Annotated in this window: 16 protein-coding genes; 5 read left to right on the top strand and 11 right to left on the bottom strand. The window is 39.7% G+C overall.

Going from position 1 to position 17,838, the window contains the following annotated elements; all coding sequences use genetic code 11:
• Nucleotides 1-111: 111 nt before the first annotated feature.
• Nucleotides 112-675, bottom strand: coding sequence for a GNAT family N-acetyltransferase (locus QSJ81_RS07535; RefSeq protein WP_285716795.1), 564 nt, complete (start codon nt 673-675; stop codon nt 112-114).
• Nucleotides 676-955: 280 nt separating this feature from the next.
• Between QSJ81_RS07535 and QSJ81_RS07530 the strand changes: the two genes are divergently transcribed.
• Nucleotides 956-2,755, top strand: a complete 1,800-nt coding sequence (locus QSJ81_RS07530) for a MutS-related protein (protein WP_285716794.1) — start codon at nt 956-958, stop codon at nt 2,753-2,755.
• A 100-nt stretch (nt 2,756-2,855) separates the two neighbouring features.
• Here the strand turns inward: QSJ81_RS07530 and QSJ81_RS07525 are convergent, their stop codons facing one another.
• From QSJ81_RS07525 to QSJ81_RS07505, 5 genes are all read right to left on the bottom strand, one after another.
• Nucleotides 2,856-4,268 carry an aspartate aminotransferase family protein gene (locus tag QSJ81_RS07525; RefSeq protein ID WP_285716793.1) on the bottom strand — a complete coding sequence of 471 codons (1,413 nt, stop codon included), beginning with the start codon at nt 4,266-4,268 and terminating at the stop codon, nt 2,856-2,858.
• Between the two features lie 131 nt (nt 4,269-4,399).
• On the bottom strand, nt 4,400-5,125 hold the full coding sequence (locus tag QSJ81_RS07520; RefSeq protein ID WP_285716792.1) for an AAA family ATPase: 726 nt from the start codon (nt 5,123-5,125) through the stop codon (nt 4,400-4,402).
• 209 nt (nt 5,126-5,334) lie between these two features.
• Nucleotides 5,335-5,661 carry a DMT family transporter gene (locus tag QSJ81_RS07515; protein ID WP_285716791.1) on the bottom strand — a complete coding sequence of 109 codons (327 nt, stop codon included), beginning with the start codon at nt 5,659-5,661 and terminating at the stop codon, nt 5,335-5,337.
• Nucleotides 5,662-5,756: 95 nt separating this feature from the next.
• Nucleotides 5,757-8,900 (bottom strand): efflux RND transporter permease subunit, encoded by a 3,144-nt coding sequence (locus QSJ81_RS07510; RefSeq protein ID WP_285716790.1) that lies wholly within the window; start codon nt 8,898-8,900, stop codon nt 5,757-5,759.
• Between the two features lie 15 nt (nt 8,901-8,915).
• Entirely contained in the window at nt 8,916-10,076 is a 1,161-nt protein-coding gene (locus QSJ81_RS07505; RefSeq protein ID WP_285716789.1) for an efflux RND transporter periplasmic adaptor subunit, read from the bottom strand.
• 165 nt (nt 10,077-10,241) lie between these two features.
• Between QSJ81_RS07505 and QSJ81_RS07500 the strand changes: the two genes are divergently transcribed.
• Together QSJ81_RS07500 and scpB are read left to right on the top strand one after the other, a co-directional pair.
• Complete coding sequence (locus tag QSJ81_RS07500; RefSeq protein ID WP_285716788.1) at nt 10,242-11,072, top strand: MerR family transcriptional regulator; 831 nt, start codon at nt 10,242-10,244, stop codon at nt 11,070-11,072.
• Nucleotides 11,073-11,502: 430 nt separating this feature from the next.
• Nucleotides 11,503-12,282 (top strand): methylmalonyl-CoA decarboxylase, encoded by a 780-nt coding sequence (scpB, locus tag QSJ81_RS07495; protein WP_285716787.1) that lies wholly within the window; start codon nt 11,503-11,505, stop codon nt 12,280-12,282.
• A gap of 437 nt (nt 12,283-12,719) precedes the next feature.
• On the opposite strand, the gene rsiV is transcribed toward scpB, so the two are convergent.
• Nucleotides 12,720-13,619 carry an anti-sigma-V factor RsiV gene (rsiV, locus tag QSJ81_RS07490; RefSeq protein WP_285717202.1) on the bottom strand — a complete coding sequence of 300 codons (900 nt, stop codon included), beginning with the start codon at nt 13,617-13,619 and terminating at the stop codon, nt 12,720-12,722.
• 21 nt (nt 13,620-13,640) lie between these two features.
• Nucleotides 13,641-14,126 carry an RNA polymerase sigma factor SigV gene (gene sigV, locus QSJ81_RS07485; protein ID WP_285717201.1) on the bottom strand — a complete coding sequence of 162 codons (486 nt, stop codon included), beginning with the start codon at nt 14,124-14,126 and terminating at the stop codon, nt 13,641-13,643.
• A gap of 746 nt (nt 14,127-14,872) precedes the next feature.
• Between sigV and QSJ81_RS07480 the strand changes: the two genes are divergently transcribed.
• Nucleotides 14,873-15,049: a hypothetical protein gene (locus QSJ81_RS07480; RefSeq protein ID WP_285716786.1), complete on the top strand. Its 177-nt coding sequence runs from the start codon at nt 14,873-14,875 to the stop codon at nt 15,047-15,049.
• A gap of 316 nt (nt 15,050-15,365) precedes the next feature.
• Here QSJ81_RS07480 and QSJ81_RS07475 read toward each other — a convergent pair whose 3' ends face one another.
• The 3 genes from QSJ81_RS07475 to QSJ81_RS07465 all read right to left on the bottom strand — a co-directional run bounded on the left by QSJ81_RS07475 (nt 15,366) and on the right by QSJ81_RS07465 (nt 16,717).
• Nucleotides 15,366-15,812 (bottom strand): PhzF family phenazine biosynthesis protein, encoded by a 447-nt coding sequence (locus QSJ81_RS07475; RefSeq protein WP_285716785.1) that lies wholly within the window; start codon nt 15,810-15,812, stop codon nt 15,366-15,368.
• Between the two features lie 10 nt (nt 15,813-15,822).
• Nucleotides 15,823-16,134, bottom strand: coding sequence for a PhzF family phenazine biosynthesis protein (locus QSJ81_RS07470; protein ID WP_285716784.1), 312 nt, complete (start codon nt 16,132-16,134; stop codon nt 15,823-15,825).
• A 106-nt stretch (nt 16,135-16,240) separates the two neighbouring features.
• A complete protein-coding gene (locus QSJ81_RS07465; protein WP_285716783.1) occupies nt 16,241-16,717 on the bottom strand; it encodes a YbaK/EbsC family protein in 477 nt (158 codons plus the stop codon).
• A 108-nt stretch (nt 16,718-16,825) separates the two neighbouring features.
• Here QSJ81_RS07465 and QSJ81_RS07460 point away from each other — a divergent pair, with 108 nt between their 5' ends.
• Nucleotides 16,826-17,695 carry a LysR family transcriptional regulator gene (locus tag QSJ81_RS07460; protein ID WP_285716782.1) on the top strand — a complete coding sequence of 290 codons (870 nt, stop codon included), beginning with the start codon at nt 16,826-16,828 and terminating at the stop codon, nt 17,693-17,695.
• Nucleotides 17,696-17,838 lie beyond the last annotated feature (143 nt).

The following is a 17,838-nucleotide window of genomic DNA, read 5'->3' as shown; positions in this document are numbered from 1 at the left end:
TTTCAATAACCCCCGCTTTACACTATGCTAAATCGAAAGAGAAGCTGCCCATAATCTACTCTTATTAGTAGATTATGGGCAGCTTCTCTTTCGTTAGAAACATTTTAGGTCTTACACTTGATACTCAGATTTTAATAAAGAATAACAATATTGATCAACGAATTTACCACGATTAAACTCGTATTCTCTAAGTAAACCATCTAATTTAAAACCGTTTCTCTCTAATACTTTTTTTGACCTTACATTACCAAAATTAACAAACGCCTCAATCCGATTATATTGCAGCGTATCAAACCCGTAGTGAATAATAGCCTGTAACGCTTCCGTCATAATTCCCAGGTTCCAGTATTCTTTTCCCAGCTCATAACCCATTTCAGCTCTACGGTGCTCACTTTTAAAGTTATGAAAACCGCATGTGCCAATTATCTTTCCGCTATCCTTTAATGTGATCACCCATCTGGCTCCTTGACTATCACCGTATAAATTTTTTAGGATAGCAATCATATCAAGGCTTTCTTGTATGCTGGCAAAAGGATCGATGGAAAGATATTCCAGAACATCCGAATCTGTCCAATATTTATGTAACGCTTCAGCATCTTGGTTGGTTAATTCGCGAAGAATTAACCGACTTGTTGTAATAACAGGAAATATATCCGTAATATTATTATTTTTCAATGTAAACACCTTCCTTATCGTTTTTTCCCAAAAAGGAAAACCTCTGTAGTGTTACTCCCATCTAGCTCTAAATAGTTTTGTCGTATACTATTATAAAGTGTATTGGTTTAATTTCAACTATTTTCCATACAATAAAAAAACTCCTGCATTATGCAAGTACAATGAATTCGCTTGCATTCTTGCATTCACATTAAAGGGTTTTGGATTCTCATGGTAAATAGTATTAACAACTAGATGATCTAGGTGACTCGTCGCTTGTATTCGTCATTAAGGAGGATTTATGCCGATCAATACATTTTCAAATCGCTTGCATACTCTTAGAAGCCAGGAAGTAAAACAACAGGAGACCTCTAATCGAATTAGCAATATTCGTATGCTAGTATTTTTAATAGGCGCAGGGATTACTAGCTTCTGTTTTGTCAAAATAGATTCCATTTATGGATATTTCGTTTTGCTCCTATCTCTGATACCATTTATTTACTTTGTGCTTAAACATCAACAGGTCAAAAGAGAATTAAATAAGATCCGCTGTAAAATTGAGATTAATGAAAAGTATCTCAGTAGAATGGACGGAAGTTGGATCAATTTTAAAGAAAACGGGCAGGAGTTTATTGATCCAGGTCATTCTTATACTGGAGATCTAGATATATTCGGAGAAAAATCTTTGTTCCAGTGGATCAATGTTGCACACACCTTTTATGGAAGAAAGACAGTAAAGAAGTTCCTTGCAACTTCAGAAAAGGATATCGAATTAATCAAGAGACGACAGCAGGCTGTAAAAGAGCTGGCAGAAAAGGGCAACTTTGTCGAGGAATTACAGTGTCTCGGTATGCTTGCAGCAGACATTGAAAAGGACCCTAGCAGTCTAATTGCTTATGCGGAAAATCCTTCACAACGATTTCAACGTAAGTGGCTACAAAGTATCTTTTATATACTGCCTGTGGCAACGGTTCTCTCATTGATTCTGTTTCTTTTTGAAATTTCGATTCCTACTTTTATACCATTGAGTCTGATTTTCGTCCAAATGATACTTACCGCCATTGGTTTTAAAGAAAACTCCCTAGCATTAAATACGGTACACAAATTTAAAGAAAATCTGGACGCTTTCAATCAGTTTATTTCCCTAATTGAAAAAGAAAAATTTCAGGATAAGTATCTGACCCGGTTGCAATCCGACCTATTACAGGAAGCCAAAGCAGCGTCTCTACGAGTAAAGCATCTTGAAAGAATTGTAACAGCTAGTGAACTTCGTTATAATCTCATCTCATTTAGTATCATGAACTTTCTCATGCTGTGGGATTTTCATTGTGTCTTCGCATTAGAGGCTTGGAAGAAGCAAAATGGAAAATTGATACGAAGTTGGCTTCATACCATTGGTCACTTTGAAGCACTGACAAGTCTAGGTGTCATCTTACAGCTACATCCCCAATGGAGTTTTCCTGCCTTCGCGGAAAAAGGACTATTGTTTTCAGCAGTCGACATAGGGCATCCGCTACTCGTTGAAACCAAAAGTGTACGCAACAATATTGATATGAAAAATACGATTTGTGTAATTACAGGATCAAATATGTCAGGAAAAACTACCTTATTACGAACCATCGGTATAAACCTTGTCCTGGCCTATTGTGGAGCTCCCGTCTCAGCCAGCAAGCTGGAATGTTCCATTATGAATATCTTTACATCTATGAGAATTAATGATGATTTAAACAGTGGCATATCAACCTTCTATGCGGAACTGCTGCGCATAAAAACCATCATTGATTTTTCACATAAACAACAAGACATGATTTTTTTAATTGATGAAATATTTCGCGGCACCAATTCACGAGATCGTGTTCTAGGAGCTGCCAGTGTGTTGAAAAATTTAAATAAGGATTGGATTATCGGACTGATTTCCACCCATGACTTTGAACTATGCAATCTAGAGAAAGATACAAATGGCAAAATTGTAAACTATCATTTCACTGAGAACTATGTAAATAATGAAATACAGTTTGACTATAAACTTCGCACTGGACAGTGCACAACTACCAATGCGAAATATCTGATGAAAATGGTGGGCATCGAATTATACGAGTAGTGGGATCGGCCAACTCATCCAGCAATCTACCAATATAAAGCCAAAGCTCTTGCAAAGCTTATCAAGCTTGCAGGAGCTTTGGCTTTATATAAACAAATCCTCAAGATTTTTTAACGAAAGAACTCAAAATAGTTTTACCACTGGCTAAAACCATATCTCCAAATCCTCTATTTTTTGAGCATATTTCTTCCAATGCTGCAAGTAATGTATCAAGTTGCTCATAAGATACGATCAGAGGCGGTTCTAAGCGTATCACATTCGGATTGTTCAAGGTATATGCCGTAACAATTCGATGTTTATTTAAAAGTTCTCCAGCTACCATAGCACCCAAATATTCACTAGCTAACTTTTCCACCGTTCCCCCAGTCAGTCTATTAAGCAGCCCCTTCTCAGGCTGAGCAAACTCAAGTCCAATCATAAGCCCTCTTCCGCGAACTTCTTTTAAGAAGGGATATTTTTTCTGGAGCTCCTGTAATTTCCCCATGAGATATTCGCCCTTTTCAGCAGCCTGACGGGATAAATCATCTCTAAAGAGAATTTCTAAGGTGGCAATTCCTGCTGCTACCGCCCTCGAATTTCCGCCAAAGGTAGAAGTATGTAGTGTCGCTTTTTCTATACTGCCATAGGCCTTTTTCCATATTTTTTCTGTTGTAGTATAGGCAGCTAATGACATCACCCCGCCTCCGAAAGATTTGGACAGACATAAAATATCAGGTACAATGCCGTCCTCTTCACAGGCAAAAAGTTTTCCAGTACGTCCAAATCCTGTTTGGATCTCGTCAACAATAAGCAGCGTATTATAAGTTGTACAAATATCTCTAACCTTTTTCAAGTATCCTTCCGGTGGAACAATAATTCCTCCTTCTCCTTGAATGGGTTCCACGATAAAGGCCGCTACATCTTTCTGGCTCAAAGCTTGTTCAAGGGCTTTGGCATCTCCATACGGAATAAAGTCTACACCCGGCAGTAGAGGGGCAAAAGGTTTCCTATATTTCTCCCGGCCTGTAACCGACAGAGCTCCGAAGGATTTTCCATGGAAAGAGCCTTCACAGGAAATAAATTTTGTTCTTCCAGTAGAGGCTCTAGCTAGTTTTAATGCCCCTTCCACAGCTTCTGCTCCACTGTTACTAAAAAATGAGTATTGCAGTTCTCCAGGAGTGAATAATGCTAGGTTTCGCGCTAATGCCCCTGCTAAAGGGTTTAGAGCCGCTTGCAGCAGATTTGGAAATTCCTTTACTGCCTCAACTGCTGCATTGATCTCAGGGTGGTTATGTCCTAGGTTTAATGCCCCATAGCCTCCTAAAAAATCTAAGTATTCATCATTGTCTTTATCCCATAGCGACGCCCCTTGCGCCTTAACAAAACACTTATCAAAATTTAAAAGTCCCATGAGATTTACCAACTCGGGATTTATAAATTTTCGGTGATTTTCCCGATTTTGTTCCCGGGATAATTCCATAGCTTCTCTCAGCCCTATAAATTCAGGCATATTGTCTTTTATCTGTCTTTTCATACTTCTATTCCTCCCTGTCCGAAACACTTGTATACATTATGTACAATCATTGCCTCCAAGCACTTCCCTGAGGCACTTCAATGCATAAATGAGCTGGAAACCTGATTACTAATCTACTAATGCCACTCCTATTATACTTGCATTAACTCATTCAGTACGGCTTTGCGATTATTGAAAAAATGTTTATTAATCATAAAATGATCCGTTTGCTCATATTCGATCTTATTAATGCCGCTTCCATCAATATTATATATGTAGGAATTAGGATAGGATAAAATAATCGGTGAATGAGTAGCAATGATAAACTGTGAATTGTCTAATACTAGCTGGTGAAGGCGGCTGATAAAAGCAAGCTGTCGCATTGGAGATAAGGCCGCTTCGGGCTCATCAAGAATATAAAACCCCTTCCCCTTAAATCGATGTAAGAAAAGTGACATGAAGGACTCACCATGTGATTGCTCATGAAGAGAATGCTCACCATAGGCTTCTCCAACACCTAGATCATCAACATTCGTAGCCACGTTAAAGAAACTCTCCGCCCGTAGAAAAAAAGAATCCCTTGGCCTTTTAACGCCTTTACATAAAACCATATGTTCATGCAACGGCGAATGTGATTCTTTCGTTGAAAAGGTAAAATGTTTCGATCCACCCTCAGGATTAAGCCCAAAAGCAATTGCGATTGCTTCGACTAACGTTGATTTTCCTGCTCCATTTTCTCCAATCAAAAAAGTCACATTGGGATGTAATGCAAGACTATCCAATTTTGCTATAGCAGGTATTGAAAACGGATAGTGCTTACCGGAGGGTATATTATGTTTCTCCAACAAAACTTTAGAAACATATTGATTCTTATCCAAGAAATTAATCTCTACCACCTTCTTTCGGAAAACCTAAGATAAAACAGTAACTAAGAACCCCAATCAGTAACTTCTTCCATAGTAATACCCTACATTCCTCTTTTATGATATTTCCCGATTCTGACTATAATTATATCATTTGTCTATTTCTACTAAATAAATAGCTATAAGAAAAAGTCCTGTAAAGCATCTACTTTACAGGACTTTTTTCAATGAGCAGGTCCCTTTAAGTTAAGCATTACTACGCCAATGACGATTAATCCTATCCCTATACCACTATAGATATTAATAGATTCTTTCCAAATCAAAATAGACACTAATGCTGTCAAAACCGTTCCTAATCCAGCCCAAATCGCATAGGTGATGTTTAGTGGAATAACCGTCATGGCTTGAGCCACTGCATAAAATGAAGCACTCATCCCTACTACAAAAGCAAGACTAGGGTATAGCTTCGTAAAGCCTTCTGAATATTTAAGCATAGATGTAGAAAATACTTCTAAGGCTATTGCTATGCCTAAAAAAACATATCCGTTCATTTTATATCCTCCTTAGTCAAAGAAATTAAATATTTTAAATATCCTTGATACCTCTCCAACAGGAAGAATCAAGGACATTGTTATTTAAACAGTATTTATGCTGAATAGACTTCTTTTTTCTTTTTCTTCCAGCTTAATTTAGCTACAATCCATTCCACAACCACAAATAATACGGGAATGAGGAAAATACCAAAAGCCGTAGCGATCGTCATACCACCAACAACCGCAGTCCCCATCGCCTTCCTTGCGCCAGCACCAGCACCACTAGCCATTGCCAGCGGCAGGCATCCAATAATAAAGGCGAAAGAAGTCATCAGAATAGGTCGAAGCCGTAAGGATGCCGCTTCGATAGCAGCTTTAACCGGGTCCATCCCCTTATCCACCCTAACTTTAGCAAATTCAACGATTAAAATTGCATTTTTAGCGGCTAAACCGATCAGCATAATCACTCCAATCTGCATATAAACACTGTTTTGCAGATTCATAGTATATTGGGACAATAATGCCCCAAAAATGCCGGTTGGCACAGAAAGCATAACAGCATAGGGAACGCTCCAACTCTCATACAGTGCCGCCAGGCATAAAAAGACAAATACCAAGGCCAGTGCCAAAATCTGCATGGTTGTGCTGCCGGCTTTCTTTTCCTCCCGGCTTTGCCCTGACCACTCCACACTAAAACCGGAAGGCAGCGTTTCTTTCGCCAGTTTCTCCATAGCAGCAAGAGCTTGCCCCGAACTGTAGCCTTCTCCTACGGAGCCATTAATCTGAATGCTGCGAGCAGCATTGAAACGGGAAATAATGGACGTCCCTGTCGTTAGCTTCGGTTTAAGCAAGGTATCTAACGGAATCATGGAGCCATTCGAGGACCGGACATAGATAAAGCGCATCATGTCAGCTTCATTACGGAACATTGTATCTGCCTGCATAACCACTTTATAAGTACGGTTGAACAGGTTAAAGTCATTCACCTGGGTACCGCCGAAATTGACTTGCAGCGCCGTGAATACATCATTTAAGGCAATGCCCAGATTTTTCACCTTTTCCCGGTCAACTTCGAACTCATAGCCGGGAGAATCACTTTTATATGTTGAGTATACCGCCGCCACTTCCGGAAGTTGATTGGCGGCAAGCACAAGTTTCTTCGTCATACCATCCAGTTCTTCCTTGCTGTGACCGGACATATCCTGCAGTACCATAGTAAAACCGCTGATCATCCCCAGACCTGGCAAGGGCGGCATGTTAAAGGCCATAATAGAAGCTTCTGGAAAGAGGTCAGATTTGCTTTGAACCTGACCGATGATGGAATCGATCTGGGTAGCAGAATCTCTTCGGTTACTCCACGGTTCAAGACAAACAAATAGAGCTGCCGTGTTGGCCTTGGCACCATTTGACAACATATCAAAACCGTCAATTGCGATAACCTGATCGACACCTGGCAGTTCTTTAATTTCTCCAGCCAATCGGTCGGTTACTGCCTGTGTCCTATTCATACTCGCGCCTTCCGGCAGAGTGACAGCTACCGCAAAATATCCCTGATCTTCATCCGGTACAAAGGTCGTCGGGACAATTTTGTATAGGAACACCATCCCTACTAAAATGATCAACAAGAATATACAAGAATATTTCGCTTTGGAGATTAATGATTTCACCATTTCACTATATGCACTGGTAGTTCGGTCAAACCAGTCATTAAATTGGCCAAAAAATCTGCCCAGAACACTGTCCTTTGCCTGCTCTTTGTAAGGCTTTAATAACAGGGCACACAGTGCCGGGGTCAGGGACAAAGCGACTAGAGCAGATAAAGCCATCGACACCGCTATCGTCAAGGCGAACTGGCGGTAGAGAACGCCTACCATGCCGCCGATGAAAGCAACCGGAACAAATACAGCGGCCAATACAAAAGCAATGGCAATAACCGGCCCGGACACTTCGGCCATTGCTTTTTTCGTGGCCTCCACCGGTGTCAGTTTATTAAAGCGCATATGATGCTCGACGGCTTCAATAACGACAATGGCATCATCGACAACCAATCCAATTGCCAATACCATAGCGAATAGAGTCAAGGTGTTAATCGAAAAACCAAGAAGCACAAAAGCACCAAACGTACCAATTAATGATACGGGAACGGCCAGCATCGGAATCAGCGTTGCCCGCCAGCTTTGCAGAAAAAGAAATACTATGATCATAACGAGGGCCATCGCTTCAAAAAAGGTTTTAACCACCTCATGCATGGATTCGGCGATAAAATTCGTATTATCAAAGATGGCTCTATATTTCATATCCGGTGGAAAATTTTCTTCTGCTGCTGCTACAGCTTTTTTCACTCCCGCAATGGTATTCATTGCATTGGCATCGCTGGTGAGCTGAATGCCCACTGCAACTGCATTGGCTCCATCTTGTTTTGTGGAATAATTCAAGTCTTTCCCGGCATTCTCGACTCGCGCAATATCTTTCAGATAAACGAAGGAGCCATTCGGCTGGGCCTTCACGATAATATTTTCAAAATCGGCGATACTTGCTAAACGCCCCCGCACTTTCGCGGTATATTGAAACTCCTGCTTTTTGGGTACAGGCATGGCACCGATTGTACCGGCCGGTGCCTGAACATTCTGTTCCTTGACGGCCTCAAGCACATCGGCTACCGTTAAGCCCAGTTCCGCCATGCGATCTGGATTAATCCAGATACGCCGGGAAAAATCCGACCCCAGGACCATCATATTGCCGACACCGTTAACCCGCTTAATAGCATCCTTCAAGTAAACATTGAAATAATTAGTTAAAAATACACTGTCATAAGTGCCCTTGGGTGAATAGAAGCTCAGCATCATAGCCATGTCTGAAGATGCTTTTTGGGTGGTAATGCCAGCCGCGGTTACTTCTGCCGGCAAATTGGCATTGGCCTGGGCGACACTGTTCTGCACCTTGACGGCAGCAATGTCTCCATCGACTCCCAAATCAAAAACAACTTCCAGACTGTAGGCACCCGAATCATCGGAATTTGAGCTCATATAGTTCATACCCTGTACACCATTAATCTGCTCTTCCAAAACCTGGGCTACCGTCTGATTGACAACTTCAGCATTCGCGCCAATATAGGATGCCGACACCGATACTGTTGGCGGCTGGATTTGTGGATACTGGGCAATGGGGAGATTCAGCCCAGCAATCGTTCCCGCTACCACAATCATAATGGAAAGAACAATTGCAAAAATTGGACGCTCGATAAAAAATCTTGCCACGATTATGCACACCTCCTACGAGTTAATAGATAGCTCCAACTCTTCCGGAGCGACGACAGTCACATCAAGGGTCACCCCTTCCTGAACCTTTGTCAGTCCTTCTACAACCACTATGTCATTTGCAGTCAAACCTTCTTTTACAAGATAATAACTGCCCACCTTTTCTCCCAGAATCACCGATCGGGGCTCCGCTTTGTTGTCAGCATTGACAACCGTGACAAGGGATTTATCCAATACTTGCTGCACAGCCCGCTGGGGAACCAGCACCGCATTTTTTACCGGTATGCCAGGGATTTTAACTCTAGCAAACATGCCCGGAATTAACATCCCATCTGGATTGGCAAAAGAGGCTTTTAGCGTCAAGGTTCCACTATTATTGGCCAAACCTCTGTCCGCCTGCGTTACTTTCCCGCTCAGCGGATAGACTGCACCGTTGCTTAATGTAATCACCACGTTTTCACCCCAGCCACTATTGGCAACGTTGTTTTGCGAAACCTGCCGCAAGCTAAGGTATTCATTTTCGCTCATGTTAAATTGCACAAATACCGAATCCAGAGCACCCATCGTGACTAACGTGGTACTTCCTGCTTGCACATAGGTTCCCACACCGACATCATTTACATCGATGCGTCCGTCTATTGGAGAAACAACCAAGGTACCGTTTACATCATCCTGAGCCTTTCTTACTAATGCACGGTTGGAAGACACTAAGGCTTCATTCTGGCGTTCGGCCGATCTCTGGGTAGTTAGCCGCTGTTCCGGGATGGCCGCAGCGTTTAACAGGTTTTGATACCTTTCTGTATCAATCCGTGAGTTTTCTAAGTTAACCTCGGCTTGCACTAATTGCGCCTGTGCAGAAAGCAATGTGCTTTCATATTGAGTGCTGTCGATTCGAAATAACGGCTGCCCTTGTTTAACAATATCGCCACCAGAAATCATTTTTTCGATAATATTGCCTGACACACGGGCCTGAATCTTCACTTCATTTTTTCCCTGTACCTGGCCTGCATATTCATTGACTCTCGTTACATTCTGCTGGATAACCTTTATTGCTTTAACTGGCACTGCTTTTTCCTGCACCATCATCTCCGTGCCGCCACATCCTGTTATAATCAAACCAATCATTATGGTACCCAATCCTACACAGCAACTTTTTCTGAATTTTGCTGAAAACACAATTTTCAACCTCCCCATTCGTTAACGGTATTGCAGCATACCTATGCTGCGCCACCAAGATATATCGGCCCAGCATCCTTATGTACTCCAAAATTGACCAATTTGGAGCTATGGGATATGATAAACTATACAGTAACTGTATAGTCAAGGGGAGGATTTTGCATCATGCATGATTTTTTACAAAAAGAATTTACTACCGGCCAATTTGCCGCTCTTTACGGCATTAACAAGCGCACCTTGATGTATTACGACAACATTGATTTATTCAAACCGGCTATCGTGAAAAAAAACGGGTACCGCTATTATACGTTTGGGCAAAGCACTGTTTTTGACGCCATTCAACTGCTGCGCAAACTCCGTGTCCCATTAGAAGAGATCAAAAAACATTTGGTACACTGCACTCCGCAAAAGACACAAACGGTGCTGTATAATCAAAGTCAAATGTTAGAGCAAGAAATTGCCGAGCTTATGTGGCTGCAAAGAATTGTACAGAATAAGATCAAGAGCATGGAAGCAAACCTAGAAATGGATTGTTCTAAAATCGAAATTATTGAATCAAAAGCACAAGCAATCGTAATCAGCGAACCGACTAACGAAATGTCTATGGAACAAACAATGAAAGTTACGCTGAAATTTATGCGTGACTGCTACCACACTCGAAACTATTGTGGCTACCCCCTTGGCTACATGATGGCTACTGACAAAATACAACAAGGAATTTTCAGCCAATTGACCAATTGCTATTACCGTATTGATGAGAAAAACACTGAAGCCATCAATTGGACTTATAAACCTGCCGGCCGTTACCTTGTGAGCTATTACAGAGGATCTTGGACGGAGATAGATCCAACCCTTCAACAACTTGTAGACTATGCAAATGATCACGGGCTTACATTTAGGGGACACGCCTATATAGAAAGCATCCTGGATGATACTACGGCAGCCGTTGAAGATCCCTACTATTGCGAAGCTAAAATTTCAATTCTATTGAAATAACTCAGCTTTTTACATAACAGTAATTTCCCTTATCAACGATACAAATAAAAAAAGCCTAAACCGAAGTCTAGACGAATATATCATCTTTCTATATAAGCAACTATGGGGCACTGGGACAGGCTCTTTGTCTCATCATACAAATATCATTATAACCTATAGTTATCATACCATGATTATTCAATATTTCAGTTATTTTCATAGTAGGAATATAATAAAGGAAAGGCATAGGTATTCAGTATACTGTATTCTAAATACATTCAACAGAGAAGATATACTCCACTGTGGTGCCTTATTGGCAGGTCAAGAAGCAGAGAGTTTTTCGAAAAAAAATTTATAGCTGTCAAATGACTATCTATCAGGTTTCTAAAGCCCTATCGCAACTGAGTAATAGAATAGTTTTATAATTTATGCTTATTTAGGAGGATTGATTATGTCATTAGTCAAGGTAGAATTCTTAGAAAAAGTGGGCGTTATTACGCTAGATAATACCCAGAAACTAAACGCATTAAGTGCTGAACTCGTTGATGATATTATTGAAGCACTTGATAATTTTCAAAAACAGAAGATCCATATCGTTATTTTGCGTGCTCCAGATGGATCTAAGGTATGGTCGGCAGGTCATGATGTTAAAGAATTACCATTAAAAATGAGGGATCCGTTAAGTTATTACGATTCACTTGAGGTACTTTTACGGGCTGTGGAAGAATACCCTGGTCCGGTTATTGCAATGGTACAAGGCAGTGTCTATGGTGGTGCTTGCGACTTAATAATGACTTGTGATATGGTGATCGCCGATAAGACGGCTAAGTTTGCCATGACTCCTGCTAAGCTTGGGGTTCCCTATAATTCTACAGGTATTTTACATTTTATGAATCGTTTACCGATTAATATTGCTAAAGAGATGTTTTTTACTGCTGATTTAGTACCTGCGGAACGGGCTTTAAATGTAGGCATTATCAATCATTTAGTTTCAGAAGAAGAACTTCTCCCTTTTACATTGAATTTAGCTGCGACAATTAGCACACGATCGATTTTATCGATTGAGGTAATAAAAGAACAGTTCCGTGTTTTATCAAAAGCATATTCTATCACTCCATCCGCTTTTGAACGGGTACAGGGGATGCGGCGGAAGGTTTATGACAGCCATGATTATGAAGAAGCGATTACTGCATTTTTAGAAAAACGCCCAGCACATTTTAAAGGCGAATAAGCTATCTTCACATAGCGAAGATATTTTGCAAAAAAGATATTTCCAATACCCATGTTCCAAACAAAGGGATACGGGGACAGTTTCACTGTCCCAATAAAAAAACAATACTTCTAAATTGTCTTTATCTTATTGATATGTTAAATAAAAGAGAAGCTACCCATAAATCTACTAACTGTAGATTAGGGGTAGCTTCTCTTTATAAATGCTAAATCCCGCTATATTTTTTACATTATATTCATTATTTTACCAACAAGCTTCTATTTTAGGCTTCTTGTCAATCTGCAGTTGCCTTTATCCCAATAACAATTGTAGTTTATGACCTTAATTCTTCCATCTCTCGGGACAAAAAACCTATCCCTTGTTGCATTCAGCCTGCAAACACTAATACTATAACTAAAATTGTAGCAAATAATACTACTCTGGGTTTCATATACCGTTTATTTTATATACTCATTACTAACCAAAGTATCTGATAAGATATTGGTTGGAATAATGAATTGACCAATTCCCATATATCCTGGGGCAACCTCGTATTTGTCAAATGAAATTACCAGCTTACCTTCTGAGTTAATATAGAAGCTTTGCTCCTTTGAAATTTTTTCAAATAGCTTCATATTCCCTTTCTGCTCAATCCCTGCAACCCAATAAAACTTATTGTTATCCGCTTTATTTTGTTCTATCATTTGCTTCTTAATGTTTTCACTTATAATTTCAACATACCTATCGTCTTTAAATAAGCTTGGTAAAGTAATCAGGATTCCGTTTTTCTTATCTACAGTATCATACTTCATTGTTGTTGATGAAGAACCCACAGTATTCACCACATAACGACCTATAGAAAGAATTCTGTCAGTATCGGTCTTCACTTCATAGCCGCTATTTACGCCTAAATGACCGCCACCGTTTTTCTTCAAGTCTTCCATATCAGCCATAAACTGCTCATATAACTTTTTGTTTTCAGCAAGGTATTTTTCATTCAAGCTATTTTCCAGGGTTTTATTTTCTAAACCTTGTATGGCAGGTACTTTTATATTCGTATTGAAGGTATCTTCGTTTACAGTAAATTCTCGAAAAGTTAGCACTTTTACAATACTACCTACAACCGGTACTTTAGTCATTGCTGCTGCAAAAACTGGGCTAGTATTAACGCCTACAGTAAGTACGACAAATGCTGCGGCTATTGAAGCGACTGCTATTTTTATTCTTTTAAAGTTATTATTTCTCATACTGCTATTAATTTCGTTATCTTTTAAGGCTTTTCTTACTATAAAGTCCAATTCCGAAGGAATAGGTACGTTCATGTATTCCTTTTTCAGCATTTTCAATTTTTTATCCATCACAAATGGCTCCTCCTTACTCTAATCATTCATTTGAATACGTAACATTTTTAGTGATTTGTATAAGCGCGTTTTTATTGTATTAACATTTTCATCTAAAATAGCCGCAATTTCTTCTATTTTTAAGTCCTCAAAAAACCTAAGTACTACTACACTACGGTATTGAACAGGTAAATTATCTAATGATTTTTGAAGATCTATGTCCTCACAATTATCAAATGTACCTGAATCCAAACTTAATAAAACTTCATCATTTACTACAACTAGTTTCTTCCGTTTTCGAAGTAAATCCAATGAGGTGTTTACTAAAATTTTATAAAACCAAGTTTTAAAATAGCCAGGATTTTTGAGAGTATCAACAGTTGAAATGGCTTTATAAATAGATTCCTGTACAACATCCAAAGCGTCGTCAACATTTTTAACATAACTAAAAGCAAGCCGATAGTGGTTATCCTTATTTTCCATAACGTAATCTACGAATTGTTTTTCTATATTGCATTTCCCCATTAGCACGAGTAGCTCCTTTCTTTGCTTTACACAGTATAGACGCTGGTGGTCCATAAAAAGTTTGCGCCATATATGGATTTTGTAACAAAAATCTTTCCAACCTATTCTTAGAACGGTTTATGTAATAATAAGCTACGCTATGATGTACTAGACATAAGAGGACAAAAGTGACTTTCTTTTTGTCAGCCTTTCGCTATTATACCTCTCGATATTCCTGTTGCTCGCTCAATTTGACGTATCGATAGCCCGTCTTCTTTTAGTCGCCGAATTATAAGGGGCAAGAGGACAGATTAGTTTTCCCTATTAAAAACTCTAGCTTTAAATTGTCTTTATTTTATCGCTATCTCAAATTAAAGAAAAGCCACCCATAATCTACTAACTAGGTAGATTATGGGTAGCTCCTCTTTCATAAATATTAAATCCTGCTCTGTTTCAGTTTTCTTATCAATTGACAGTTTCTCTAATCCCAATAAGAATCGCAGCTTAAAATTATCTTAATTATTATATTGCCTCTTTCATCTCTCGGGACAAACAACCTGTCCCCGTGTCCCATTTACTTTTCTACTCACATATGTTCAACTGGACAATTGGATGGATTCTGCTTGAATTTATCGTGTTTTTCTGTTATGGTTATGACTGCTGTATATGACTCGAAATCTGAGGGATTGCTTAGTTATTAAACTAGTAGCCTTCCTTTTTGAATTTAATTTATTGTAATGCAGATAATAATTAGGGAGGCGATACTTATGGGGCAAAAAAAAGTAAATAAGGCTAATGATGCTTTTGGACTAAAGAAATCTAGAGAACAAAACAATCAAAAGAATGATACCAGTTTTAGCAATAAATCTACTAATCATCCTAATAAAACAGCACTCATGAATACATTCTTAGAAAAAGTAAAAGGAAAAACTACACAAAAATAAACAGGCTAAAAATAGCCTGTTTTTTTTGATACCCTTCCTATTATGCAGACATAACATGAAGAACGGGACATGGGGACAGGTTGTTTGTCCCACTCCTGGATTTGATGGTCTTTTTGCTATCCATTTATTTACCGTTGGGGCTGGACGGCACGATCAGCGTGAGAAGTAGCAACCTTTATTGTAATTTTTGAGAGAGCAACACCAGATAAAATAAGTGCTGCACCTATGTAGCCTTTTACATTAACACTTCATGCAAGAAAATGTAGGATAAAACCGCAGAGAATACTTTACTTTTTCTACTGACATTTTGTTTGCCTCATTTAATATGGAGTTCCGCCGTAGCGTATAGGACGGCTTTACCTGAAAGTTTTATCCGCTCGCCGCAATCCTGACAATACAAAGTGCCGCCACGTCGGGAGGCTTGACGGGCTACCAGCGTATTTTTTCCTAATTTCTTAGCCCACAAAGGTATCACATGGCAATGACCGGAACCACAAACCGGATCTTCTTCCACACCTAATTTGGGAGCAAAACTACGGGTAACACAGTCATATTCTGTCCCTTTTGCCGTCAATTGCAGCAGCAGACCGTCGAGCGTCTTTAGTTTTGCCTGATCAGGCTGTGCATCAAAGACTTGATTTTCTTCTTCTAATACGCAAACCAAGTCCCGCCCCATCCATGCTTCCACCGGCCGTACACCTATCGCTTCTGTCATTTTATCAGTAACAGGCACAGGTGACAAATGATAAGCGGGAAAATCCATCTCGTATAAATCACCTTTTCGTACTACGGTTATTTTCCCTCTCAAAAACAAATTCAGTTGAAGCCGTTTCTACAAAGTTTGCAAGTACAAATGCGGTTGCCAATGTTGCATGGCCGCAAAGGTCAATCTCTCCACCGGGGGTAAACCAACGCAGACGGTAACTGTTATTTTCCTTGACCGCAAACGCTGTTTCAGAAAGATTGTTTTCCATTGCGATTTTCTGCATAACCTCGCCTGAAAGCCAATTTTCTAAAACACAGATACCGGCAGGGTTCCCCTCAAAAATTTCTTCTGCAAATGCATCTACAACATAGTATTTCATTCGTTTATTTACCACCTTTCTTATTATTGAATTAAGCAATAGCCTCTATTTCACAAAGACTCCTCTTGCCAATATGGATACAGTAAGCGCACGCTTACTATTCATTTTAATTTACAAGCCATCCCTTGCACACGTCTATCCAGCCTGCAGATGCGGAATGGGTTTCAAGCTCTTCTAAAGATAATTTTACTGTGCTGTTTAAGCTGCCTCCAGCTGTATACATAATGTCGAAGCGTTTGAGGGATATATCCAGAAATACACGTACACCATTGTTGACAGCAAAAGGGCAAACCGCGCCTGGGAAATGACCTATATAGGTTTCTACCAGATCGCCAGGTATCATTTTTGCTTTTTGCTGAAAGCAGGCTTTATATTTTGTATTATCTATTTTGGCGTCACCTGCCATTACAAGCAGAGCAGCTTTTTCATCGAGAAAAACCGACATTGTTTTTGCAATCCGTGCGGGCTCACAACCAATCGACACCGCGGCCTGTTCCACTGTGGCGCCAATCTGTTCCCGTTCCACGACACGCCGACCTAAACCCACTCCGTCAAAATATACTTTAACTTTTTCAAAAGACATATTTCATCACCTTTTCTTGTGTTTTTTTATTATGTAGTATATACTGCACTTTAACATAAGTAAAATTAATATTTCTTATTTAAACATTAGAAAAGGTGATTTATAAATATGAACCGATATTTTGCACTGCAAAAAATTGTGGAGCTTGGGAGCTTTACCAAGGCAGCGGAAGCCCTTGGATACACGCAATCCGCTATGAGCCAAATGATCTCATCGTTAGAAGAGGAATTGTCTATTACATTGCTATATCGTTCCCGTGTGGGGGTAAAGCTGACATTAGAGGGTGCAGACTTATACCCATTTATTCAGAGAACCATTCTTCAATATCAAGCCATGCAGGAAAAGGCAAACGAGATAAAAGGTTTGGAAACGGGAGTCATCCGCATAGGTACGATTTCAAGTATTTCCTGCCACTGGATGCCACAGTTAATAAAAGAGTTTCAAGTACTTTATCCTAATGTGCAATTTATTCTTCATCAAGGAGATTATAGTTCTATACAGGAGTGGATAAAAGTTGGGGCCGTAGATTTCGGCTTTATCACTCCCCCTGCCGTAACTGATTTCCATACAATTACTATAAAAGAAGGAAGCATGTTAGCGATTTTGCCAGCAAATCATAGATTGGCTTCCCATAGTACTGTTACTTTGCATGAGATAGTGAACGAGCCATTTATTTTGTTAGAGGAAGGTCATTTTAGTGAACCGATGGAAGCGTTTCATGCTTGCAATTTAGAACCAAATATAAAATTTTGTATCCATGACGATTATGCTATTATGACAATGGTAGAAGCAGGATTGGGTATCAGCATTTTGGCAGAACTTGTGCTACGTCGCACGAATTATAATATTGTCATGCTGCCGGTTGATCCTCCTATTATCAGAACAATTGCTATCGGATTCAAAGATAGAACTAGTTTGCCGATTGCGAGCAAATATTTTATTGATTATTTGATCTCGAATATCGAAAAGCTACCTTAAATTTGGGGCAACCCCACTGAGAAACGGGAACAGGTTAGTTGTCCCTATTAGAGATGTTCACTTTAATTTTTCTAAATTTCACCGCCACGTCAAATCTAAAGAGAAGCTACCCATGAATCTACTAACAAAGTAGACTCTGGGTA

Origin of the sequence: Pelosinus sp. IPA-1, from assembly GCF_030269905.1 — a bacterium.
Lineage (GTDB): Bacteria > Bacillota > Negativicutes > DSM-13327 > DSM-13327 > Pelosinus.
This window is presented reverse-complemented; position numbering and strand designations above follow the sequence as displayed.